Below are 23,880 nucleotides of genomic sequence, written 5' to 3'. Positions count from 1 at the left end.
GGGTGTTGCTAAGGTATTGAGCGTGAAGCAGCAGCGCATGATATTCGGACTGCCCCTGGTGTATTGGGGCTTGTGGCTGGCGATTCTGATCCTGTGGATGGGACGGTTCGTCACCTCCTTCCTGTCCATCTACCTGGTCTCCGCGCTGCACATCAACGAAGGCGTGGTGGGCGCGGTCGTCTCCATGTACGGCTTCGGTTCGATCATCGGCTGCCTGTTCGGCGGCACGCTCTCCGACCGTTTCGGCCGCCAATCCATGATCATCATCGGCGAGATCGGCGCGGCCATCGCCCTGCTCGTGGTCTCCGCGCTCACCGCACCGGTGGCCATCGGCGCCGCCCTGTTCGTCTACGGCGCGTTCGCTTCGCTGCCCAGCCCCGCCATCGCCGCGTACATCGCGGACGTGGTGCCCGTCAAGCGCCAGCAGCGCGCCTACGTACTGCAATCGTGGGCAATCAACTTCGGGTACGCGATCGGCCCGATCGTGGCGAACCAGCTCGTCAAGGTCTCGTATTCGCTGATGTTCTACGTCGAGGCTGCGGTGATGGTGGCCGTCACCGTGCTGCTGATCGCCTTCTTCCGTGAGGTGCGGCACCTGGGAATCGCCGTGCCCGGTCCGGGCGGTGCCGTACGTGCGGCGGTCTCAGGTCGGAGCGATGACGGCCGTACGCAATCGACGTCGGACGACAAGCCCGCGAACGTTGGCATCACCGGTGACGTTGCGGCGACCGCCGAGGTCCGCGATGACGGTAGCCGTACCGAATCCGCATCGTCCGGTGATTCTGCGGCGACCGCAGCCCCGTCCGCCCCGTCCCTGCGCGACAACTGGCGTCGCGTCCTGACCGACGTGCCCTTCCTCGCCTTCTCCATGCTGATGTTCGGCTACTACCTCGTCTACTTCCAGTCGACCTCCGGCCTGCCCATCGCCATGACCGACCTCGGCCTGGGACTGGGGGAGTACTCGGTGCTGCTCACCATCAACGGTTTCATGCTGTGCGCGCTGCAGATTCCGGCCATGAAACTGTTCGCGCGCATGGGCAACTCGCGTGTGCTCGTCGTGGGCCTCGCCGTCACGGTCGTAGGATACGCGGTGCAGATCGTGGCCCATTCCTGGGCCGGATTCGCGCTCGCCGTGGTGCTCTGGACGCTCGGCGAACTGGGCACGTTCCCCATCGCCACCACCACCGTGGCCGCCATGGCCCCGGCCTCCGCGCGTGGCACCTACCAGGGCGTGTACAACGTGATCTGGTCCGTCTCCATCGCGCTGGCGCCGCTCGTGGGCGGCTGGACCATCAGTGGCTTCGGCGGCCGCACGCTGTGGATCGCCTGCACGCTCGTGCTCATCGCCGTCACCATCGGCCTGCGACTGACCAAATCCTCCCGCGACCGCGCCATCGCCCGCAACCTCCAGGACCAGCTCGCCGGCTGACAGCGGCCACGTCGGCCATGCGGAAGTAACCATACAAAACGCCATTACGCTGTGCGCCGAGCAATCACCACGGTTATGGAATAATGGCAATCGTATGCATCGGCAGCAGTTGCGTCGATGCCCATAACCGCGCAGTCCTTGCGTGACGGCTGGGAGAGAAAACCCGGCAAAAGCCGCAGGACTGACTACTCCGCGGCTATACCAAGGAGAACAGTATGGTTGATCGCCTGAAGGATCAATCCGAACAGTCCGCGACCGCAACGCAAGAGGTCCCGGAATCAGAAGAAGTGCGCGCCCAGAAAGCGCTGTTGGGGGATACGGATCCCAGCCTGACCAGTGCCGCCGATGTGGCCAAAGCCCTGAATGTGGACCCAAGCCGGGGCCTGAGCGAGGAGGAGGCCAAACGCCGCCTCGCCAAATTCGGCCCGAACGAGCTCGCCAGCGCGCCGCCCGTGCCCAAATGGAAAAAGTTCCTGGCCCAGTTCCAGGATCCGCTGGTCTATCTGCTCCTCGCGGCAACCGTCATCTCGGTCATCGCCTGGTTCATCGAGAAGGCCAACGCCCACCCGGGCGCCGAAGGCGGTGAGGCGCTGCCGTTCGATGCTCTCGTCATCGTCCTCATCCTCATCGTCAACGCCGTGCTCGGCTACATCCAGGAGGCCAAGGCGGAAGCCGCGGTCGAGGCGCTCGCGCAGATGACCGCCCCGCAGACCTCCGTGCTGCGCGACGGCAAGGTGCAGCGCATCAACACCGCGGACGTGGTCCCCGGCGACATCATCGTCCTTGCCGAAGGCGACTCGGTCTCCGCGGACGGCCGACTGGTCAACGCCGCAAGCCTGCGCATCGCCGAGGCCTCGCTGACCGGCGAATCCGTGCCGGTGGGCAAGAAGCCGGACACCCTGGAATCCGCCAAGGCCCTGGGTGACCGCGCCAACATGATCTTCAACGGCACCTCCGTCACGCAGGGCACCGGCCGTGCCATCGTGACCGGCACCGGCATGAACACGCAGGTCGGCAAGATCGCGGACATGCTCTCCGCCACCGAGGACGAGAAGACCCCGCTGCAGAAGGAGATGGACTACGTCTCCAAGATCCTCGGCATCGCCGTGTGCATCATCGCCGTGGTGGTGCTCGCGGCGCTCGCCGTGCTGGAAGGCTTCAACGACACGCAGGACGTCATCGACTCCCTGCTGCTCGCCGTCTCGCTGGCCGTGGCTGCTGTGCCGGAAGGCCTCGCCGCGATTCTTACGGTGGTGCTGGCGCTCGGCGTGCAGCGCATGGCCGCCCACAACGCCATCGTCAAGAAGCTGCATTCGGTCGAGACCCTCGGCTCCGCGTCCGTGATCTGCTCGGACAAGACCGGCACCCTGACCCGCAACGAGATGACCGTCGAGCGCGTGGTCACCCCGTCCGGCGAGGTGCAGATCACCGGCACCGGCTACGCTCCGGAAGGTCGCATGGTCATGACCGGCGGCGTCTCGCCCGAATCGGACGAGGCCCGCACCATCGCGGACGAGGTCGTCGCCACGCTCGCCGCCGGCGCGCTGGCCAACGACGGCGAACTACGGCAGGACGCCAACGGTCGCTGGGAGATCGTGGGCGACCCCACCGAGGTCTCCCTCATCGTGGCCGCCCGCAAGGTCAAGGCCGATCGCAAGGCCGAACGCTTCACCCGCGTGGCCGAGATCCCGTTCACTTCCGAACGCAAGCGCATGTCCATCATCGCCAAGGACGACACCGATTCCGGCAAGCTCACCGTGTTCGCCAAGGGCGCGCCCGACGTGCTCCTGAGCTACTGCTCGCGCATCCGCGTGGGCGGTCACGTGCGCAATCTCACCGAAGGCGACCGCCAGTCCATCCTGGCGACCGTGGAACGTCTCTCCTCCGAGGCCTACCGCACGTTGGGCCAGGCCTGCCGCCCGCTGGAGACCAGCAGTCTGGCCGATGTGCCGGGCGTGACCGTCAACGCCGCCGGACAGGTGGCGGACATCGCCGACCAGTCCGAGGCCATCGAAACCGACCTCATCTGGAACGGCATGGTCGGCATCATCGACCCGCCGCGCACCGAGGTCCGCGACTCCGTGGCCGAGGCGCACCGCGCCGGCATCCGCACGGTGATGATCACCGGCGACCACCCGCTCACCGCGGCCCGCATCGCCTCCGATCTCGGCATCATCGATAGGCACGGCAAGGCGCTCACCGGCGACCAGCTGGACGCCCTGCCCGACGAGGCCGCGCTCGACAAGGCCACCGCGGACGTGTCCGTGTACGCCCGAGTCGCCCCCGAGCACAAGCTCAAGATCGTCGAGTCCCTGCAGCGCCAGGGCAACATCGTGGCCATGACCGGCGACGGCGTGAACGACGCCCCGGCCGTCAAGTCCGCGGACATCGGCGTGGCCATGGGCATCACCGGCACCGAGGTGACCAAGCAGAGCGCCAAGATGATCCTGGCGGACGACAACTTCTCCACCATCGTGGCCGCCGTGCGCGAGGGCCGCGTGATCTTCGACAACATCCGCAAGTTCCTACGCTACCTGCTGAGCTCCAACGTGGGCGAGGTGTTCACCGTGTTCTTCGGCGTGGTGCTGGCCGGCTTCCTCGGCATCCGACAGCCGGAGACCGTGGGCGTGACCGTGCCGCTGCTCGCCACGCAGCTGCTGTGGATCAACCTCCTGACCGACGCCGCGCCGGCGCTGGCCATGGGCGTGGATCCGCAGACCGACGACGTGATGAGCCGCCGCCCGCGCAAGGTGACCGACCGCGTGATCGACGCCTCCATGTGGGGCGACATCATCTACATCGGCGTGATCATGGCCGCGGTGACGCTGATCGGCATGGACATGCACCTCGCCGGCGGCCTGTTCACCGACCGTTCGGTGGACACGCTCGGCCACGAGGCCCAGATGACCGAGGCCCGCACCATGGGCTTCACGATCCTGGTGTTCGCCCAGCTGTTCAACGCGCTCGCCTCCCGCTCCCACCTGCAGTCCGCGTTCGTGGGCCTGTTCTCGAACAAGTGGCTGTGGGGTGCGATCGGCCTGTCCGTGGCGCTGCAGCTCGTGGTGATCTACGTGCCGTTCCTCAACGGCCCGTTCGGCACCACGCCGCTGAGCCCGCTGGCTTGGCTGGAATGTATCGGTTTGGCGGCATTTGTGCTTGTCGCTTCCGAGTTGCGCAAGATTGTGCTAAGAATAATGGCTAAGCGCCAATAACGCCTGAATTCTTCTAATCCTAGGGACAAAAACCAACGGCCCGGACCCTCAATTGCGAAGGTCCGGGCCGTTGCACATGTGTTCGGCGGGTGTTGCGGGGCACATGATGTAGGGAAAGTCCCATGATGTAGGGATGCGATTTTCGGTTTTGGCGGAATAGAGCCGTTTTGCGACCCTGCATCATGGGACTTTCCCTACATCATGGGGAATCCCCTACACCATGGGGCGGGAAGCCGTGGCTTAGTTGGCGGATGAGTCGTCCGCCGTGCCGGAGTCGTCGGTGTTGGACGAATCGGTGCCCGTGCCGTTACCGGTCGTGCCGCCGTTATTCGTGGTGGTGCCGCCGGTCGTGCCGTTCTCCGTGGTGCCGTTGCCGTTGCTGGTGCCGGAATTGTTCGAGGTGCTGGAATTGGCCTGCTGCTGGGCCTGCATCGAGGCGTTCACGTCCGATTCAGCCTTCTGCAATGCGGAAATGGCGTTGTTCACATCCGATTCGGACGGGTTGGAGCTGCCGAGCACGTTGTTCGCATCGGTGATGGCGCTCTGCAGCGCGGTGCGGGTGGACTCGTCCGCCACGGCGCCGGCCGAGTTGTTCAGCGTGGTCTGCGCGCTGGAGATGGCCGAGCTCAGGTTGGACTTCAGCGAATCGGTGCTGGCCGTGTCCTTCGAGGCCTTGAGGGCCTTGATCGCGTTGTTGATGGCGTCCGTCTTGTCGGTCACGTCGCTCACCTGGGTCTGCATGTCCTTGGCCTGCGCCTTGAGCTCGTCGGCGGTCAGCGAGGAATCGCAACTGGCGGTCTCGGCCGGATTGGCCGCATCCTGCAGCGCCTGGTTCAGCGTGTCGATGGTGGTGGAGTCCGCCACCTGGCTGGAGGAGGTCTGCGCGCTGGCCTCGCCGTTGGTCACGGCGGCGGTGAGCTTGGCCTTGGCCGCGTCGTACTGGGTGGCGGCGGCCTTGCACTCCACCAACGCCGCCGCATGGCTCACCTTGGAACTGTTGGTGCGCCAGAACATCACGCCGCCCACGATCAGTGCGATGACCACGATAGCCGCGATGACGCCGCCCACGATGGCACCGGTGTGCTTCTTCTTTTTGCCGCCGCCACGACGGGAGCCGTGGCCCTTCGACTCGTCGTCGTCCGGTTCGTCATCCACCGGATCGCCCGGCAGGATCGACGGCGGCAGCGTGGCCGGCTGGGCGGCGGGCTGCACGGCATCGGTCAACGGCTGGAACACCTGGGTGGCGGCCTCGTTGTCCGCGGCTGCGGACGGCATGCCCGACGGTGCGAAAGCCGGGGCGGACTGTGCCAGCGGTTGTGCGGCCGGTGCCGTGGATCGGGGCATCGGCGTGGTGCCCAGCGGGGCGTATGCCTGAGTCGCCTGAGTCGCCTGTGCGGACTGAGCCGGAGCGGCGGCACCTGCGTACGGCATCGCCTGCGTGGCGCCGGCCTGCGTGGGCTGGAACACCTGCGTCGCCGCGGAGGAGGCCGCGGGGCGCACGGGCTGGGTCGGCTGGGCGGGCTGGCCGTACGCCATGGTCGCCTGGGTCGCGGCGGACGTGATGGGCTGCGTCGCCTCCGCGTAGGCGGTCGGCTGCGTGGGCGGCTGCATCATCGGCTGGGTCGCGGCCGCGGGCTGTGCGGTTGCGGGAGCCGCGGTGGGGGCGATGGGGATGAATCGCTGGGTGGCCTGATCCCAGATGTACTGCTGCTGGCCGGCAGTCGAGGAGCCGGCTGCGGGGGCGGCGGGCGCTGCGGGGGCCGACTGGACGACCGGCACGGTGGGGGAGACCGCAGCGGGCTGGGCCACCGTGGGGGCGTCGAGCGGCGGCACCGTGGGCTTGGAGGACTTCTCATGGTGCTGGAAATCGAAATCAAAACCGCCATCGATATTGGTCATGGCATCTCCTTGAAAACAACGGGCAGAACGGCAAGGCCGGCGCTGAGGCCGGCCGGAAGTATGGGGGAACGCGCTGGGCGGACGTCAGTCGTCGATATGCGCGCGGTAGAAGTTCTCGTAGGACCGGCTGGGCGTCGGGCCGCGCTGGCCCTGGTAATGCGAACCGGTGCCGGCGGAACCGTACGGATGCTCGGCCGGCGAGCTCAGCTGGAAGAAGCACATCTGGCCGATCTTCATGCCCGGCCACAGCTTGACCGGCAGCGTGGAGACGTTGGACAGCTCCAGCGTGATGTGACCCTCGAAACCGGGGTCGATGAAACCTGCGGTGGAGTGGGTCAGGATGCCGAGTCGGCCCAGCGAGCTCTTGCCCTCAAGACGGGCGGCGATGGTCGGATCAAGCTTGACATACTCCCACGTGGAGCCCAGCGCGAACTCGCCGGGATGCAGGATCCACGGCTCGTCCGGGCCCACCTCGAACTGCTCGGTGAGCGCACCCTGGTTCTCGGCCGGATCCACATACGTGTAGGCATGGTTGTTGAACAAACGGAAATAACGATCCAAACGGACATCGATGGAGGCGGGCTGCACCATCTCCGGGGTCCACGGATCCAATGCAATATGACCGGCGGCCTGGGCGGCGAGAATATCGCGGTCGGACAGCAGCATACAAACTCCTTGCTTTCTTATACTGTTGCCCAGTCTAGCGTTCTGTGTGGAGACACCGATTTTCAGGTTATTCTCAGAAAAACCTAGAGATAGACCCAGAAACCAATGGTTATATAAGTCATGTCAGCAAAACAAGACGCTGATCAGGAGCCGCAGCAGTTCCCGACAATTGAACCCCTTTCTTCTTCTCTCTCCTTTCTCTCCCCGGCGGACACCCCGCCGGGGTTCTTTTTTGTGACCCAGATCATGAGCCGGGTCGGGCGGGGCGTAACGGCGCGGCCGTACCATTGGCAGGTATGAGCAACGAAGCGAATGCAGACCGGCCGCTCATCGGCCGCGAATCCACCACCGTTCCGGGGCATTTCGGCGACCCGTTGACCGTGGAGCACGTGCTGACCTCCCGCGGCGGCATCGGGCAGCACCCCACGCATCCGCTGTTCCTGTGCCTGCACGGCTGGGGCTCCAACGAGGAGGAGATGGCGGACATCATGCGCCTCATCGCCCCCTACAACGACTTCGCAGCCCTGCGCGGGCCGCTCACGCTCGCCGAACCGGAGCCCGGCAGCCGCGAGCCCGGCAACTACGCCTGGCTGCATGACTCGCTGCCCGTGGGCGAGGACCTCGATTATGACGCCTACGCGGCGGCTGTTGCCGTGGATTGCTGGGTCGCCGCCAACATTCCTGCCGACCGTGACGTGGTGCCGCTCGGCTTCTCGCAGGGCGGGCTCGTGGCCGTGCATCTGCTGCGGTTCAATCCCGAGCGATACCGTGCGGTGATCTCCCTGTCCGGCTTCAACGCGCCCGGCCAGGTGCCCGGCACGGCCCCCGCCGACGATCGCCTCGCCGATTACGACATCCCCGTCTTCTACACGTACGGCAAACTCGACGGCGTGATTCCCAAATACGAGCTGTTCGCTGCCGCGGCCTGGCTCGAGGAGCACACGTGGCTCAAGACCAAGAGCTACCACGGCCTCGACCACAACGTGAGCCTTGAGGAATTCGCCGACCTGCGCCAATGGCTGCTCGACCATGACATCACCTCCGGCGTGCTGTAGGCCGTGCGTCGTCCCAGGCGCGGCACGTGATGCGGGAACGGACGCCGGGACTGCTTCCGCGGGATCCGGTCATAGACTGATGCCATGAGTGAAGTGAGCATCAACGAGAACCATCTGGACGAGTCCCCGCGCGGCATTGTGATCATGGCCGTGGTGGGCGTGGCCGTGGGCATCCTGTCCGGTCTGTTCGGCATCGGCGGCGGTACGGTGATCGTCCCCGCGCTGGTCTGGCTGGGCCTGACGCAGCGCCATGCGGCGGCCACGTCGATGATGGCGATCGTGCCCACCGCGATTTCCGGCGTGGTGTCCTACGCCGTGGAGGGTGATGTGGATTGGGCCGCGGCCGCGCTGGTGTTCTGCGGCATGTTCGTGGGCGGGCAGATCGGATCGTGGCTGTTGTCCAAGTTGCCGGAGCTGGTGCTGCGATGGGCGTTCGTGCTGTTCCTGGTGTTCGTGATCGTCAATCAGGCCATGTCGAATCCGTCGCGTGATTCGCGGATCGTCATGAGCGTGGGTACGGTGATCGGGCTCATCGCGTTTGGCGTGATCGCCGGTATTCTGGCCGGCCTATTGGGCATCGGCGGTGGTGCCATTTGCGTGCCGGCGCTGTCCATTATTTTCGGTGCGAGCGATCTGATCGCCCGTGGTACGTCGTTGCTGGCCATGTTCCCGAACGCCATCACCACATCCGTGGCGAACACGCGGCGGCGGCTCGTGCATGTCAAGGCCGCCCTGATCATCGGTATCGTTGCCGCCCTGACCGCGCCGCTCGGCACATGGATGGCCGCCGCTGTGACCCCGCGCGTGGGCGCCATCCTGTTCACCGTCTACCTGTGCGTCCTGCTCGTCCGCTCCCTCTGGGTGGCGATCAAGGCCACGCGGCGGTGAGACCTTTGGCTCCCCTCAGAGAGGGGAGCTGTTGCTGAAGGCGACTGAGGGGAGCACCACGGGAATCACCCGACGACTCCCCTCAGTCTCACTTCGTTCGACAGCTCCCCTCAGAGAGGGGAGCCAAGAAAAGGATTAGATTAGATGCCGGAATCGGCATCGACCTGCATCACATAGATATTCCGCCTCAACGTACGCATCTGGGCGCGGTTGATGTCTCCGGCCTCGAACATGTCCTGGATCACGCTGAGCTCGATGCCGTAGCTTTCCTTTTTGACTTCCTCGATCTGCGTGATGGCCGCCGCACTGCCGCTCATGTTCGGACGTGACTGCAAGGAGGCCTCCGCACGGCGGTAGTCGAGCAGCAGCGCCGAGCAGTGCTCGGTGTTGTACGTATCCTGCCCCATCTCATCCACCAGGCGATCGATGACGTGGTGAATCGCCTCCACCTGAATCTCGCGCGTGCGGGCGAAGATCTGATCCTCGCTCACCAGCGGCGTGGTATGGCGGATCTTCGAGATCGTGCGCTTGGTGAGGTTGCTGAGTCGACGCTGCAGCATGCGTCCGCGGCCGCGGATCTGCGAGACCGTGTGCCCGGACGTGGGGTCGGTCGACGTATGGCGCAGCGTGTTCATGATCTGGTCGAGCATACGTTCGCAGGCCTCGATGTTGAGCTCCTGCGTGGCCTGATCCGCGTCCGGATGCGCCTTGAGCTCGGCCAGCCTGTCGCGCACGAATTCCTTCTCCCAATGCAGCGCCTCGATCTGCAGATGCTCCAGGCCCTGCGGGTCGGATTCGCCGATGCGCTGCTTCAGACGGCTGATGCGCTTGGTGTACAGGTCGATCACCACCAGCACCGCACGACGGTTCTCCGGCGTGATGCGCCCGGTCAGCTCCTCGACCGTGGAACGCAGCACTTCGATGGTGATCGGCACCATCTCGGCGGCCGGATCCTTGCCGCGGTTCGGCGCGAGCAACGGCAGCAGGAAGTTCGCCAGCAGCAGCGTGACGATGATGACGCCCGAGGCGATGAAGATCAGCTCGTCGCGCATCGGGAACGGCACGCCGCTCGCCAGGTAGTAGGGGATGGTGAACATCAGCGACAGCGTGATGGTGCCCTTGGGGCCGCCGAACGTCATCACCGCAGCCGAACGCCAGCGTTCCGGCGTCATCTTGCGGCGCTGGCCGGTGTTGATGTCGCGCGCGATGCGCAGCATGGCCGCCACCCAGATGAATCGCAGCACGATCACCACCGCGGTGACCAGCAGAATGATGCCGATGAGCTTGTTGTTGCTGATATGCGGGTCGGACCAGCTGGCCTGCATGGCCAGCGGCAGCTGCATGCCGAGCAGGATGAACACCGCGCCGTTGAGCGAGAAGCTCAGCACGCCCCACACGGAGGCGGAAACGATGTTCGTGCGCGCCACGTTCGGGCCCACGCCCGTGCGGTCGAACCGGGTGAACAGGCCGGCGGCCACCACCGCCAGAATGCCGGACAGGCCGAAGTCCTCGGCACCCAGGTACAGCAGGAACGGCAGGAACAGCTCCATCAGGATGCGCGTGGTGGTGGTCTCCCAACCCATCGAACGCACGGTTTCGAACACCCAGTTGGCCAGCATGCCGACCACCAGACCGAACACGGTGCCGCCGATGAACGAGACCACGAACTCGCCGGCGGCCTCGCCCACGGCGAAGGTCCCGGTGAACGCCGCGGCCAGCGCGAACTGGAATCCCACGATGCCGGAAGCGTCGTTGAACAGCGATTCGCCCTTGAGCACGCCGCGTTGGCGCTGCGTGAGCGATGCCTCCTTGCCCAGCGAGCTCACCGCCACCGCATCGGTCGGTCCCAGCGCGGCGCCCAGTGCCAATGCGGCGGCCAGCGTGATGGCCGGCCAGACGGCATGCAGGATGAACCCAACCGCCACCATCGTGGCTATCGCCAGTCCGATGGCCAGCGAAAGGCTCAGTTTCAGCGTTTTCAGCAGGGACGATTTGTCGATTTCGTGCGCCTCAAGATAGAGCAGCGGCGCGATGAACAGCACCATGAACAGCTCGGGGTCGAGGCTCGCGTCCGGGAAGAACGGCAGGTAGGCCACCAGCACACCCAGCACGATCTGGACCAGCGGCGTGGAAACCTTGGGAATGAAGCGACTGACGAACGAGCTCAACACCACTGCCGCGATGATGCATACAATGAGCTCGAATACCGCCATGATCCCACCCTCTCTCGTGTCGTGAAAAGTATAGAAAAACAATTGGAACTCATGCGTAAACGTACGCCCAGAGTGGACAGGTGATGCCGGAACCCGGCGGATCGGACGTGGTTGCTTGATTCGTCCGGGCTTAGACTCGTCGTATGAACGATAAGGAAGCGATGCTCGCCGCCCTCGACCTGGCCCGCAAGGCCGCGCTCGCAGGCGATGTGCCGGTCGGGGCCGTGGTGCTGGACGCCGACGGACGGATCATCGGCCGGGGATACAACACCCGCGAGGCCGGGGGAGACCCGCTGGCCCACGCCGAAATCATCGCGATGCGCGAGGCCGCGGCCATGCGCCGGCAACTGGCTGCGGCCATCGGCGATACGCCCGTGCCGACCGGCCGGACCCGTGCCGATGATGCCGGTGCCGTTTCCGGCTCGGCCCGCTCCTGGAACCTCGCCGACTGCACGCTCGCGGTGACGCTCGAACCCTGCCCGATGTGCGCAGGCGCATGCATCCAGACGCATATCGGCCGCATCGTGTTCGGTGCGTGGGACGCCAAACTCGGCGCCTGCGGCTCGATCTGGGACATCCCACGTGATCCGCACGTGGGCCACACGCCCGAGGTCTACGGCGGCGTCCTCGAGCGCGACTGCCAGACCATCCTCACTGATTTCTTCGCCGCCCGTCGCTAACTCAGTTGAGCGTAGCCCCGTACTATTTCGGCTCCCCTCTCTGAGGGGAGCTGTCAGCGAAGCTGACTGAGGGGAGTGACTCATCGTGCCGTGAGACTTCCCTCAGTCGCCTTTGGCGACAGCTCCCCTCAAAGAAGGGAGCCAGATAATCGCCAAATACTTACTTCCCCCGGCCAACACGCTGCACTGAGTCAACATATTCCGTTTTTCCTACCATCGGAACCAGCAGTAAAGCGTCCGCAACCATCAAGTCAAAGGAGACACCGCCATCATGGCCGAGAACGAAACCCTCACCTTCACCGGCGCAGCCTCGGACGGCACCGCACTCACCGCCGTATACCTCGCCCAGCCCACCGCCAACGTGGCTCTGGGCCTGGTCTTCGCCGGCGACGACCTGCCGCACATCGTCCACTGGGGCCGCCCGCTCGCCAATCCACAGACCCTGCTCGCCGCGTACGACGCCCTGAAGCCGCAGCGCGTCTCCGGCGCGCTCGACGAAACCGCATGGCCGTCCGTGCTGCCCACCCAGTCCGAAAGCTGGATCGGCGAGCAGCGCGTGGTCCTGCGCCGCGACGGCGTCGAACTGTTCCCCAAGTTCACCGTGACCGGCATCGAGACCGAAGGCGTGCTGGACGCATCGCTGGACGCCGTCACCGCCGAGCAGTACACGGACGTGACCGGCCATGCCCGCACCACCGGCCCGGTGCGCGTGCCCGGAGTCGTCGTCACCGCACAGGATCAGGAAAACGGCGTCGGCATCGAATGGCGTCTTGAGCTTATGCCCGGCGGACTGGCCCGACAGAAGGCCACGGTCACCAATCTCGCCGGCGTCGACCAGGCCCCGCTGGAAATCGGCAAGATCGAACTCGGCTTCCCCGTGCCGGAACTGGCCGGCGAAATCCTCACCACCACCGGCCATCACCTGCGCGAACGCAGTCCACAGCGTCAGCCGCTGACCGTCGGCCGTTTCGAAAAGCCGCAGCTCGCCGGCCGCCCGGACTTCGACGCCAGCCTGCTGCTCACCGCCGGCGTGCCCGGCTTCGGTTTCGAGCACGGCGAGGCATGGTCCGTCCACGTGGGCTGGAGCGGCAACTCCGTGCTGTCCGCGGAACGACTGCCGTACACGCAGGGCATCATCGGCGGCGGCGAACTCCTGTTCGGCGGCGAGGTGACGCTCACCGCCCAGGGCGAGGGCGAGAGCTCCTACGAGACCCCGTGGCTGTTCGGTTCGTTCGGCGAAGGCCTCAACGAGATCGCCGCCCGCTTCCACGCCTACGTGCGCTCCCGTCATCCGCGCCTGTTCTCGCAGGGCCGTCCGGTGATCCTCAACACCTGGGAGGCCGTGTACTTCGACCACGACTTCGATACGCTCAAGGCCCTGGCGGACAAGGCCGCGGCTTCCGGCGTGGAACGTTTCGTGGTGGACGACGGCTGGTTCGGCTCCCGCCGTGACGACACTTCCGGTCTCGGCGACTGGCAGATCTCGCAGGACGTCTGGCCCGACGGCGATAAGTCCCTCAAGGCGCTCGCCGACTACGTGCACGCCAAGGGCATGCAGTTCGGCCTGTGGTTCGAGCCCGAGATGGTCAACCTCGATTCCGACGTGGTGCGCGCGCACCCGGAGTGGATCCTCTCGCCCACGGCCGGCCGCCTGCCCATGCAGGGCCGCAGCCAGCAGGTGCTCGACCTGACCAACCGGGATGCGTTCGACTACATCTTCGGTGCCATGGACGCCCTCGTGGGCGAGCTCGGCATCGACTACATCAAGTGGGATCACAACAAGCTCGTCACCGAGCCCGGTTCCCGCCGCTCCGGCCGCCCGGCCGTGCATGCGCAGACCCTCGCCGTCTACGAGATCTTCAAGGGCCTCAAGACCCGCCATCCGGGACTGGAGATCGAAAGCTGCTCCTCCGGCGGCGGCCGCGTGGACCTCGGCATCCTCGAAGTCGCCGACCGCATCTGGGCCTCCGACTGCGTGGATCCGGTCGAGCGCGCGGACATCCAGCGCTACACCTCGCTGCTTGTGCCGCCGGCCATGATCGGCGAGCATGTGGGGGCCAGCCCGGCGCATTCCACCCAGCGCGCCACCAGCCAGGAACTGCGCATGGCCATGGCGTTCTTCGGTCATATGGGCATCGAATGGAACCTGCTCAAGGAACCGGACGAGGCGCTCGCCAAGCTGGCCGTGTGGGTGGCCGAATTCAAGAAGCACCGCGATTGGTTCGCCATCGACACCTGCGTGCACGCCGATGTCAACGATCCGGCCGTCCGCCTCGACGGCATGGTGATGCCCAGCAAGGACGCCGCCATCTACCGCTTCACCCAGCTCACCACCGGCCAGACCTACCCGGCCGCGCCCGTGCGACTGCCCGGCCTCGACCCCGAGCGCACGTACCGCGTCAGCCCGCTCGACCCGAGCCTCGACCTGACCGGTCTGGGCAATGGTCAGAGCACGCTCGGCTGGTGGAACGAGGAAGGCGTGCTGATGACCGGCGAAGCCCTGCAGCGCTACGGCATCCGTCCGCCGTCCCTCCACCCCCAGCAGGCCGTCCTGTTCAAGGCCGTGGCGGAATAAGCCATACTTGGCTCCCCTTGACAGGGGAGCTGGACGCGAAGCGGACTGAGGGGTAGCTGAAGAGCAGGCAAAGCCTGCGGGAAAACAGTATCGGCTTTCATAAGCCGATACCAAACACGCGGCATCGCCGTAAATATGGAATCGGCCTATGGCCGATACATTGGCCCGCAGACGTGTACGTCTGCTCTTCAGCTACCCCTCAGTCTCACTGCGTTCGACAGCTCCCCTGTCAAGGGGAGCCAAGAAATGCCAATCACCCGATATGTTTCACGATCACGCGACTGGCGGCGGCCTTGGCCCACAGCTGCCAGTCGTGGTTCACGATCGTGAACTTCACCGGCGCGGCCTGGCTGTGGCGGTAATGCCTGATGCCGTCGCGCAGCGAATCGGTGCCCAGCTTGGCCAGGAACGCCGATTCCCCGGCGATCATCACATGGCCCGGCATCGCGATGTTCGCCACCATGGATACCAGTGCACCCAACCGGAAGCATGTGCGATGCACCAGTTGCGAGGCCTGCGGCACGTGCGCGCGGGCGTCGCGGGCGAAGTCCTCGAACGTCACCGGACGGCCCACGATCGCGGAATACTGCTCCGCGATCGAATCATCGGTCAGGCATTGCGAGCAGCCGATGTGACCGCTGGTGCAGCGCGGCCCCTCCGGATCGACCAGCACATGGCCCACCAGACCGTAGCTTTTGTCCGGATAGCTCACCGGTTCGCCGTGCACGGCCAGCGAATAGCCCACGCCGATGCCGATGGTCACCACGGCGAACATGTCCAGCCCGACGCCGGGCCCGAACCATGAGGCATCCACCAGCAGCGAATCGATGTCGTTGAACACCCCGCACGGCAGCCCGGTGGCCTTGCCCACCATCGCGCCGAAATCGGTCTCGCCGTCCCAATGGAGGAACGGCGCGAACGTCACCACCGAATCGTTGACCACATGGCCTCCCGCGGCCACGCCGACCGCGGTGGGGGAGGGGAGGCCCGCCGAAACCACATCGTCAGTGCACGCCGCCGTAAGCCGGGCGATCGCGCCGGTCACGTATTCGGGCGACTGGTCCTCGCCGATGGGCGCCTCATGCCGGTTCGAGATCACTTCGCCGTGCGCGTTCACCGCCGCCGAGACGATCGACGTGCCATGCACCTTGACGCCCACGAACGTGCGCGCGTTCGAGCACAACACCAGCGAGGTCTGCGGACGGCCCCTGCGATCGGAATTCTCCTTGGGCGTGAACCGTTCAGGCAGCTTGCCGGTGGCGCCTGAGGCGGCCGGCAGCTCCTCGATCACTCCCGCGTAGATCAGATCGCTGGTGATGCGGGAGAGCGCCCCCTGGCTCAGTCCCAGCATCTGAGCCAGTGTGGTGCGGGCGATCGGGCCGTACTGGGCCACCGCCGCAGCCACCCGATGCGTATGTTCGGAACCGGAAAACCACTGCGGAATCGCATTGGACTCAGCCAACTCATGCCCCTTCGCGAAGAATTAATTGCGTTAATCACAAAATACCGCTTTTTTAATTGCACACGCAAGCTGGCTCGCTGGCGCTGGGAATGAAATGGCCGAATCGGTACCTTTGAAGGGTGGAAGGCCGACGGCATAGGAGCCGGCGGTTGGAAGGTAAAGATAAAGGAGTCACATATGCTGTCAGATTCCCCCAATTCAACATCCAGACTGAAGCGTCTGGGCGTGCGCATCGCCGCGGCGGCCTGCGCGATCGCCGTCGGCTTCGGCCTGGCAGGATGCGGTTCCAGCACCGCCGGAACCGTCACCCTCGACTTCTTCCAGTTCAAGTCCGAGGCCGCGGACACGTTCAAGGCCATCGTCAAGGACTTCGAAAAGCAGAACCCGACCATCAAGGTCAACATCAACAACTCCGCCAACGCCCAGACCGATCTGCGCACCCGCTTCGTCAAGAACCGCGTGCCGGACGTCATCACCTTCAACGGCGACATCAGCTTCGGCATGTTCGCCGCCTCCGGCGTGTTCTACGACTTCACCGATGAGCCGATCGTGGACACCCTCAACCCCGGCATGGTGAAGATCGCCAAGAACCTCGTGCAGACCACCGATCCGGCCAAGAAGCGCCTGTACGGCCTGCCGTTCGCCGGCAACGCCTCCGGCTACATCTACAACAAGGACCTCTTCGAGCAGGTCGGCCTCGACCCGGACAACCCGCCCACCACCTGGACCGAGTTCACGGACATGCTCAACAAGTTCAAGGAAGCCGGCATCAACCCGCTGCAGGGCTCCGTGGCCGACGCCTGGACCACGCAGGCCCCGCTCGCATCCCTGGCCGGCACGCTGGTTCCCGAAACCAAGTACACCGAACTCAAGCAGGGCAAGACCACATTCCAGGAGCTGTGGAAGACCACGGTCGAGAAGGAGGCCGAGCTCTTCACCTACTCCACCGAGGACACCGGCGTCACCTACCAGCAGGGCACGCAGAGCTTCGCCCAGGGCAAGGCCGCCATCATCCCGCTCGGCACCTACGCCATCCCGCAGATTCTGCTCATCAACAAAGACATCAACCTCGGCTTCGCCCAGATGCCCGCCACCGACAACGCTGACGAGCAGATCCTCACCGCCGGCGACGACGTGATGCTCACTATCGGCGCCAACACCAAGCACAAGGAAGAGGCGATGAAGCTCGTGGAGTTCATGATGCAGAAGGAGCAGCTGGATTCCTACGCCGACGCCCAGTCCGCCATCACCCCGCTCAAGGACACGTACTTCGGCAACGACGCGCTGGAGACCGTGCGTCCGTTCTTCGAGGAGAACCGCCTGGCCGACTTCTGCGACCACTACATCCCCTCGTCCATCAACATCGGCGGCTACCTGCAGACCATGGTGACCTCCGGCAACACCGACCGGTTCCTGAACCAGATGCAGACCGAATGGGACAAGGTCCAGGCCAGGACCTTCGAGTGACGAGTAGGAGAGGAGAGTAATCATGTCCAACGCAACCCGCAAAGCCACCAAGAAGAAGGTGGACGCCTTCTCCAAGCGCAAGGTGGATCCGGCCTACTACTGGATGGTGGTCCCGGCGGCCATCATCTTCGCCTTCTTCCTCTACCTGCCGTTCCTGGACGGCGTGAAGTACTCCTTCACCAACTCCCAGGGCTACGGCGACTACAAGTTCATCGGCTTCAAGAACTACATCGCCCTCTTCCAGGACAACCGCGTGGGCCACGCCTACCTGTTCACGCTGCTCATCGCCATCGCCATCACGGTGCTCATCAACGTGATCGCGCTGTTCCTCTCGGTGCTGCTGAACTCGAAGATCGCCTTCAAGAACGGCTTCCGAGCCATCTTCTTCGTGCCCTACACCCTCTCCGTGCTGGTCATCGGCTACGTGTTCAAGTACATCTTCATGAACCCGCTGCCCGAGCTCGGCAAGGCGCTCGGCATCGATTGGCTGTCCACGTCGCTGCTCACCAACGAGAAGCTGAGCTGGATCCCGATCGTCTTCCTCGCCGTGTGGCAGGGCGTGGCCTACTCCGTGCTCATCTACCTGGCCGGTCTGCAGACCATCGACGACGAGATCTACGAGGCCGCCGCCATCGACGGCGTCAACGCCTGGCAGAAGTTCTGGAAGATCACCTTCCCGCTGATCGGACCGTTCTTCACCATCAACCTCGTGCTGTCCATGAAGAACGCGCTCGGCACCTTCGACCAGGTCGTGGCCTTGACGGACGGCGGCCCGAACTCCGCCACCGAGACGGTCACCTACCTCATCTGGAAGGGCGGTCTGACCGGTGGCGAGTACGCCTACCAGACCGCGAACGCCGTGCTCTTCTTCATCGTGCTGGCCATCATCGCCTTCGTACAGCTGCGCATCTCCCGCAGCCAGGAACAGATCTGATTTCTACGGGGAGAGGATTTAATCATGACTACTGCAACCGGTGCTTCTACTACAAAGTTCCGTCGCGACCACAACATCAACTGGTGGCTGACCGCCGCCGTGGCCGTGCTCTCGCTGACCATCCTGGTGCCGCTGTACTTCACCATCGTCACGGCCCTGAAGACCCCGGCCGAAGCCGGCACGTTCGCCCTGCCGACCTCGTGGGAGTGGCATAACTTCGCTGACGCCTCAGCCAAGGTCAACTACCCCAAGGCCGCACTCAACTCGGCGATCATCACGGTGGCCGCCGTGGTGCTCACCCTCCTGACCAACACGTTCGTGGCCTACGCGGTGGCCCGTAATATGGACAAGCGCTTCTTCCGCTTCCTGTACTACTTCTTCATCGCTGCCATGTTCGTGCCGTTCCCGGTCGTCATGCTGCCGATCGCCAAGCAGATGGGCTCTCTGCACCTGGACAACCAGGTGGGTCTGATCATCCTGTACACGGTGCTCGGCCTGGGTACGAACCTGTTCATCGCCACCGGCTTCATCCGCTCGATCCCGGTCTCGCTTGAGGAGGCGGCCCGCATCGACGGCGCGTCCACCTGGCGCATCTTCTGGACCATCATCTTCCCGCTGATGAGCCCGATCAACGCCACCATCGCCATCCTGACCGCCCTGTGGGCCTGGAACGACTTCCTCCTGCCGTTGATCGTGCTCACGGACCAGTCGAACCAGACCATCCCGCTGGCCCAGTACGTCTTCAGCTCGCAGTTCGCCACCAACTACCCGATGGCCTTCTCCAGCTACCTCATGGCCATGGCCCCGATCCTGATCGTCTACATCTTCGCCCAGAAGTGGGTCGTGGGTGGCGTTATGAGGGGCGCGGTCAAGTAATTACTTTCCGCCACGCCCGCCAAACAGCCCGATGGGAATAAAACCATCGGGCTGTTTTAATAACTACCAAGCAGTAATCAAAGACGATATCCGCACCAGAAAGGTTCACGCGATGACCACCACGCAGCGCACCATCATCCCCGACTCCATCCGCACCAACGGCGCCACCCCGAATCCGTGGTGGTCGAACGCCGTGGTCTACCAGATCTACCCGCGCTCCTTCCAGGACACCAACGGCGACGGCTTCGGCGATCTCAAGGGCATCACCTCCCGCCTCGACTACCTCGCCGACCTCGGCGTGGACGTGCTGTGGCTCTCCCCGGTCTACAAGTCCCCGCAGGACGACAACGGCTACGACATCTCCGACTACCAGGACATCGACCCGCTGTTCGGCACCCTGGAGGACATGGACGAGCTGCTGGCCGAGGCCCACAAGCGCGGCCTGAAGATCGTGATGGACCTCGTGGTCAACCACACCTCCGACGAGCACGATTGGTTCAAGGCCTCCAAAGACAAGAACGACCCGCACGCCGACTGGTACTGGTGGCGTCCGGCCCGTCCGGGCCACGAGCCCGGCACGCCGGGTGCCGAGCCGAACCAGTGGGGCTCCTACTTCGGCGGTTCCGCCTGGGAATACAGCCCGGAGCGCGGCGAGTACTACCTGCACCAGTTCTCCAAGAAGCAGCCCGACCTCAACTGGGAGAACCCGGCCGTGCGTCGCGCGGTCTACGACATGATGAACTGGTGGCTCGATCGCGGCGTCGACGGCTTCCGCATGGACGTCATCACCCTGATCTCCAAGCGTACGGACGCTAATGGCAAGCTGCCCGGCGAGGCTGGCTCCGAACTGGAGGACCTGCCGGTGGGCGAGGAGGGCTACTCCAACCCGAACCCGTTCTGCGCCGACGGCCCGCGTCAGGACGAGTTCCTGGCCGAGATGCGCCGCGAGGTGTTCGAGGGCCGCGACGGCTTCCTCACCGTGGGTGAGGCCCCCGGCATCACCGCCGAGCGCAACGAGCACATCACCAACCCCGTCAACGGCGAACTGGACATGCTCTTCCTGTTCGAGCATGTGGACTTCGACTGCGAAGGCGTCAAGTGGAAGCCGCTGCCGCTCGACCTGCCGGGCTTCAAGCGCATCATGGCCGGCTACCAGACCGCCGTGGCGAACGCCGGCTGGGCCAGCCTGTTCACCGGCAACCACGACCAGCCGCGCGTGGTCTCCCGCTGGGGCGACGACTCCGACGAGGAGAATCGCGTCCGCTCCGCCAAGGCCCTCGGCCTCATGCTGCACCTGCATCGCGGCACCCCGTACGTCTACCAGGGTGAGGAGCTGGGCATGACCAACGCCCACTTCACCCGCCTCGACCAGTACCGCGACCTCGAATCCCTCAACGCCTACCGCCAGCGCGTCGAGGAGGCCAAGGTGCAGACGGCAGAATCGATGATGGCCGGCATCGCCGCCCGCGGCCGCGACAACTCTCGCACCCCGATGCAGTGGGACGCCTCGGCCTACGCCGGCTTCACCGCCCCGGACGCCGCCGCCGAACCGTGGATCTCGGTGAACCCGAACCACGCGGAGATCAACGCCGCCAGCGAGTTCGACGATCCGGATTCCGTGTACTCGTTCTACAAGTCGCTGATCGCCCTGCGTCATGAGCGCGCGGTGATCGCGGCCGGCGACTGGCACCTGCTGGACGCCGATGACGAGCACGTCTACGCCTTCACCCGCACGCTGGGCACGGAGAAGCTGCTCGTGGTGGTCAACATGTCCGGCCGCACGGTCGATCTGCCGCGTGAATCCGCCGAACTGGTGGCCGGCGGCGTCACCGAACCGGATGTGGTCATCTCCACCTACGACGCATCCCACGCCGTGGTCTCGCTGGCCAACCGCGAGCTCGACCCGTGGGAGGCCGTGGTCGTCCAGCTGTAAGTGATGGGCGGCTGCATCCTATAGCCCCAAAGCAACCCAAACCCGAGACGGCGGACCGTGGAAAACGGCCCGCCGTCTTACAATATCCACCATGGAACAAAAGGATGTTTTGAAAGCGCTGCAGCGTGACCACGCAGCGGAACTGAAGCTCGCCGCCGAACGACTCAAGGGCACCGCCCGTCACACGGAGATCATTCCCTCGCCCGCCCTGAGCGACATGACCGGCCATGAGATTCTGCTTAAGCCGGAGAACCTCCAGGTCACCGGCTCGTTCAAGATTCGCGGCGCCTACAACAAGATCGCATCCCTTTCCGAGGAACAGCTGGCCCGCGGCATCGTCACCGCGTCCGCCGGCAACCACGCGCAGGGCGTGGCCTACGCGGCCCGCGAACGTGGCGCCAAGGCCACCATCTGCATGCCGCAGATCACCCCGCCGCTCAAGGTGGACGCCACCAAGGCCTACGGCGCCGACGTGGTGCTCTACGGCGACGTGTTCGACGAGGCCGCCGCCCACGCCGCCGAACTCGCCGAAACCCAGGGCATGATCTACGTGCCGCCGTTCGATGACTACGAGGTCATCTGCGGCCAGGGCACCATCGGCCTGGAGATTATCGAAGACGTGCCGAACGTCACCGATGTGGTGGTCCCGCTCGGCGGTGGCGGCCTCGGCGCCGGTGTGGCGCTGGCCATCAAGACCTTCAAGCCGGACGTGCGCGTGATCGGCGCCATTCCGGAAGGCTCCCCGGCATGGAAGGATTCGCTGGCCTCCGGTCATGTGTCCCCGGCCGATCAGGTGCTCACCTCCGCCGAAGGCGTGGCGGTCAAGCACCCGGGCGACCTGCCGTTCGCGCTGCTCAACGAGTTCCTGGACGATCTGGTCACCGTCTCCGAGCGTGACATCAACGAGATGATCCTGCTCATGCTGGAGAAGCACAAGCTCGTGGTGGAGGCGGCCGGTGCCGTGTCCCTGGCGGCGCTGGAGCACCTGAACCTGCGTTCCCGCAAGTTCGCGCAGGCCGGTGGCCCGCATGTGGTGGTGCCGATTATGTCCGGCGGCAACATCGACACCGTGACCATGGGAGCCGTGATCCAGAAGGGCATGATCGCCCGCGGCCGCATCATGAACTTCGAGGTGGAGCTGCCCGATACGCCGGGCCAGCTCGTCAAGGTGGCCACGCTGCTCGCCGAACAGCGTGCCAACGTCATCGCCCTCGACCACGACCAGTTCAAGGCGTCCGGCCATTACACCAACGCCGTCTCCCTCGGCGTCACCGTGGAGACCAACGGTCCGGACCACATCGACCGCATCCTCGCGGCGCTGCGTCAGGCTGGCTTCCAGCCCAAGCGCATCTACTGATTGGGTGTTTCGCGCATCTGCTGTGATACAAGAACGGCTTCCCTCGATACTGTTGAGGGAAGCCGTTCTACGTTAGATAGGTCAATATGATCGTCGTGGACTACTCCGCGTTCTCCGCGATCGTCTCGTCCACCAGCTGCGGCAGCGCCACGGCGATGTCCTCGTGAATCAGTCGCGTGGCCAGACGGTCGTACTGCGTGCGGCCCATGTTCATGATCGTGATCGGCACCCCGGCCTGCGCGGCCACCGGCACGATGCTCGCCGCCGGGAACACCTCCAGTGTGGAGCCGATCACCCACAGTTCGTCGGCCTTGGTGGCGCGGTCGTACGACTTCTCCATCGCACCATCCGGCAACGCCTCGCCGAAATACACCACGTCCGTCTTGATGATGCCGTTGCACGGCATATCGCCGCGGTACTTGAGCTTGCGATGGCAGTGCGGATCCGGCTCCTCGTCCAGTCGGGCCATGATGTCCGCCGTATCGTACTTCTGATGGCACTTCATGCAATGCGAGGTGCCGATGGTGCCGTGCAGGTTCACGATGAGATCCGGGCTGTTGCCGGCCTTCTCATGCAGCGCGTCGAAATTCTGTGTGGCCAGCAACGTGAGCATGCCGGCTTTCTCCAGCTTGACCAGCGCCTTATGCGCGGCGCCCGGCTGCGCGTTCCACACCGGCGACTCCTTCTGCCAGCGCCAGGAGTACTCGCGATCCTCCTTGTTGCGCAGGAACAGATCGATGTCGTACACGCTCATCTGATCGGGGTGCTTGGTCCACACGCCGTCGGGGCCACGGAAATCGGGGATGCCGGCGGAAGTCGAGATGCCGGCGCCGGTCAATACAGCAATCTTCTTTGTCATAGATACAGGTATACCCGCGTTGCGTGAACGGCGGGGCAAGGGAGAGCCCCGCCGAAGAAGATATTTCGGTAAACGCATCTCATATTTTTGGATATCCGGGGTTGCGGAGCGTATCTGCGGCGTATGTTGAGCAGTAACGGCGTGGTTGAGCCCTTATATGGCTGGTTTGCGACACGCCGAGAGAACGCCGGCGTTGCAACGTTTTTCGGCGCTTTTTGTGATGCCGATTTGCGTGTTTGGTTTGTGGCGTGTAAGTTATTCACCTGTTGCCGCTCGGCACGGCGGGTTTCCTTCCTTTGGTTGGTTGGCTGCGTGTTGGTGTGGTGGTGGTTTGAGAACTCAAGAGCGTGTTTGTACTACTTCTTTATAGTCAAT

16 protein-coding genes are annotated in these 23,880 nt (G+C 64.7%); 11 read left to right on the top strand and 5 right to left on the bottom strand.

Features of this window, described 5'->3' with window-relative positions; genetic code table 11:
• Positions 1-37 precede the first annotated feature (37 nt).
• Together JS536_RS10445 and JS536_RS10440 are read left to right on the top strand one after the other, a co-directional pair.
• The gene (locus JS536_RS10445) at positions 38-1,429 is read left to right on the top strand and encodes an MFS transporter (RefSeq protein WP_214356883.1); all 1,392 of its coding nucleotides are present in this window, start codon (positions 38-40) and stop codon (positions 1,427-1,429) included.
• Positions 1,430-1,644: 215 nt separating this feature from the next.
• Positions 1,645-4,641, top strand: a complete 2,997-nt coding sequence (locus JS536_RS10440) for a cation-translocating P-type ATPase (protein WP_214356866.1) — start codon at positions 1,645-1,647, stop codon at positions 4,639-4,641.
• Positions 4,642-4,881: 240 nt separating this feature from the next.
• Here JS536_RS10440 and JS536_RS10435 read toward each other — a convergent pair whose 3' ends face one another.
• Entirely contained in the window at positions 4,882-6,540 is a 1,659-nt protein-coding gene (locus JS536_RS10435) for an FIVAR domain-containing protein (RefSeq protein WP_214356865.1), read from the bottom strand.
• An 84-nt stretch (positions 6,541-6,624) separates the two neighbouring features.
• Positions 6,625-7,206, bottom strand: coding sequence for a dCTP deaminase (gene dcd, locus JS536_RS10430; RefSeq protein ID WP_109058214.1), 582 nt, complete (start codon positions 7,204-7,206; stop codon positions 6,625-6,627).
• 296 nt (positions 7,207-7,502) lie between these two features.
• Here dcd and JS536_RS10425 point away from each other — a divergent pair, with 296 nt between their 5' ends.
• Both JS536_RS10425 and JS536_RS10420 read left to right on the top strand, forming a co-directional pair.
• Positions 7,503-8,261 carry an alpha/beta hydrolase-fold protein gene (locus JS536_RS10425; protein ID WP_214356864.1) on the top strand — a complete coding sequence of 253 codons (759 nt, stop codon included), beginning with the start codon at positions 7,503-7,505 and terminating at the stop codon, positions 8,259-8,261.
• 84 nt (positions 8,262-8,345) lie between these two features.
• Positions 8,346-9,149, top strand: coding sequence for a sulfite exporter TauE/SafE family protein (locus tag JS536_RS10420; protein ID WP_214356863.1), 804 nt, complete (start codon positions 8,346-8,348; stop codon positions 9,147-9,149).
• Positions 9,150-9,289: 140 nt separating this feature from the next.
• On the opposite strand, the gene JS536_RS10415 is transcribed toward JS536_RS10420, so the two are convergent.
• Positions 9,290-11,362, bottom strand: a complete 2,073-nt coding sequence (locus JS536_RS10415) for a Na+/H+ antiporter (RefSeq protein ID WP_214356862.1) — start codon at positions 11,360-11,362, stop codon at positions 9,290-9,292.
• Positions 11,363-11,505: 143 nt separating this feature from the next.
• On the opposite strand from JS536_RS10415, the gene JS536_RS10410 reads away from it, so the two are divergent.
• Positions 11,506-12,042, top strand: coding sequence for a nucleoside deaminase (locus tag JS536_RS10410; protein WP_214356861.1), 537 nt, complete (start codon positions 11,506-11,508; stop codon positions 12,040-12,042).
• 271 nt (positions 12,043-12,313) lie between these two features.
• Positions 12,314-14,617: an alpha-galactosidase gene (locus tag JS536_RS10405; protein ID WP_214356860.1), complete on the top strand. Its 2,304-nt coding sequence runs from the start codon at positions 12,314-12,316 to the stop codon at positions 14,615-14,617.
• A gap of 253 nt (positions 14,618-14,870) precedes the next feature.
• Here JS536_RS10405 and JS536_RS10400 read toward each other — a convergent pair whose 3' ends face one another.
• On the bottom strand, positions 14,871-16,079 hold the full coding sequence (locus tag JS536_RS10400) for an ROK family protein (protein WP_214356859.1): 1,209 nt from the start codon (positions 16,077-16,079) through the stop codon (positions 14,871-14,873).
• Between the two features lie 177 nt (positions 16,080-16,256).
• Between JS536_RS10400 and JS536_RS10395 the strand changes: the two genes are divergently transcribed.
• The 5 genes from JS536_RS10395 (at position 16,257) to ilvA (ending at position 22,646) form a co-directional block, all read left to right on the top strand.
• Positions 16,257-17,546: an extracellular solute-binding protein gene (locus tag JS536_RS10395; protein WP_109058190.1), complete on the top strand. Its 1,290-nt coding sequence runs from the start codon at positions 16,257-16,259 to the stop codon at positions 17,544-17,546.
• 22 nt (positions 17,547-17,568) lie between these two features.
• Positions 17,569-18,480, top strand: a complete 912-nt coding sequence (locus JS536_RS10390) for a sugar ABC transporter permease (RefSeq protein ID WP_109058191.1) — start codon at positions 17,569-17,571, stop codon at positions 18,478-18,480.
• A 24-nt stretch (positions 18,481-18,504) separates the two neighbouring features.
• Positions 18,505-19,356, top strand: coding sequence for a carbohydrate ABC transporter permease (locus JS536_RS10385; protein WP_214356858.1), 852 nt, complete (start codon positions 18,505-18,507; stop codon positions 19,354-19,356).
• A gap of 112 nt (positions 19,357-19,468) precedes the next feature.
• Positions 19,469-21,289: an alpha-glucosidase gene (locus tag JS536_RS10380; protein WP_214356857.1), complete on the top strand. Its 1,821-nt coding sequence runs from the start codon at positions 19,469-19,471 to the stop codon at positions 21,287-21,289.
• Positions 21,290-21,380: 91 nt separating this feature from the next.
• Positions 21,381-22,646 (top strand): threonine ammonia-lyase, encoded by a 1,266-nt coding sequence (ilvA, locus tag JS536_RS10375; RefSeq protein WP_214356856.1) that lies wholly within the window; start codon positions 21,381-21,383, stop codon positions 22,644-22,646.
• A 100-nt stretch (positions 22,647-22,746) separates the two neighbouring features.
• Here ilvA and JS536_RS10370 read toward each other — a convergent pair whose 3' ends face one another.
• Positions 22,747-23,505, bottom strand: a complete 759-nt coding sequence (locus JS536_RS10370; protein ID WP_214356855.1) for a Sir2 family NAD-dependent protein deacetylase — start codon at positions 23,503-23,505, stop codon at positions 22,747-22,749.
• Between the last annotated feature and the right edge of the window lie 375 nt (positions 23,506-23,880).

Source organism: Bifidobacterium sp. SO4, from assembly GCF_018555355.1.
Lineage (GTDB): Bacteria > Actinomycetota > Actinomycetes > Actinomycetales > Bifidobacteriaceae > Bifidobacterium > Bifidobacterium miconisargentati.
This window is presented reverse-complemented; position numbering and strand designations above follow the sequence as displayed.

Excerpts from the sequence above, each read along its gene's own strand:
- JS536_RS10445 (WP_214356883.1), top strand. The coding sequence starts at position 38 with ATGATATTCGGACTGCCCCTGGTGTATTGGGGCTTGTGGCTGGCGATT.
- JS536_RS10440 (WP_214356866.1), top strand. The coding sequence starts at position 1,645 with ATGGTTGATCGCCTGAAGGATCAATCCGAACAGTCCGCGACCGCAACG.
- JS536_RS10435 (WP_214356865.1), bottom strand. The coding sequence starts at position 6,540 with ATGACCAATATCGATGGCGGTTTTGATTTCGATTTCCAGCACCATGAG.
- dcd (WP_109058214.1), bottom strand. The coding sequence starts at position 7,206 with ATGCTGCTGTCCGACCGCGATATTCTCGCCGCCCAGGCCGCCGGTCAT.
- JS536_RS10425 (WP_214356864.1), top strand. The coding sequence starts at position 7,503 with ATGAGCAACGAAGCGAATGCAGACCGGCCGCTCATCGGCCGCGAATCC.
- JS536_RS10420 (WP_214356863.1), top strand. The coding sequence starts at position 8,346 with ATGAGTGAAGTGAGCATCAACGAGAACCATCTGGACGAGTCCCCGCGC.
- JS536_RS10415 (WP_214356862.1), bottom strand. The coding sequence starts at position 11,362 with ATGGCGGTATTCGAGCTCATTGTATGCATCATCGCGGCAGTGGTGTTG.
- JS536_RS10410 (WP_214356861.1), top strand. The coding sequence starts at position 11,506 with ATGAACGATAAGGAAGCGATGCTCGCCGCCCTCGACCTGGCCCGCAAG.
- JS536_RS10405 (WP_214356860.1), top strand. The coding sequence starts at position 12,314 with ATGGCCGAGAACGAAACCCTCACCTTCACCGGCGCAGCCTCGGACGGC.
- JS536_RS10395 (WP_109058190.1), top strand. The coding sequence starts at position 16,257 with ATGCTGTCAGATTCCCCCAATTCAACATCCAGACTGAAGCGTCTGGGC.
- JS536_RS10390 (WP_109058191.1), top strand. The coding sequence starts at position 17,569 with ATGTCCAACGCAACCCGCAAAGCCACCAAGAAGAAGGTGGACGCCTTC.
- JS536_RS10385 (WP_214356858.1), top strand. The coding sequence starts at position 18,505 with ATGACTACTGCAACCGGTGCTTCTACTACAAAGTTCCGTCGCGACCAC.
- JS536_RS10380 (WP_214356857.1), top strand. The coding sequence starts at position 19,469 with ATGACCACCACGCAGCGCACCATCATCCCCGACTCCATCCGCACCAAC.
- ilvA (WP_214356856.1), top strand. The coding sequence starts at position 21,381 with ATGGAACAAAAGGATGTTTTGAAAGCGCTGCAGCGTGACCACGCAGCG.
- JS536_RS10370 (WP_214356855.1), bottom strand. The coding sequence starts at position 23,505 with ATGACAAAGAAGATTGCTGTATTGACCGGCGCCGGCATCTCGACTTCC.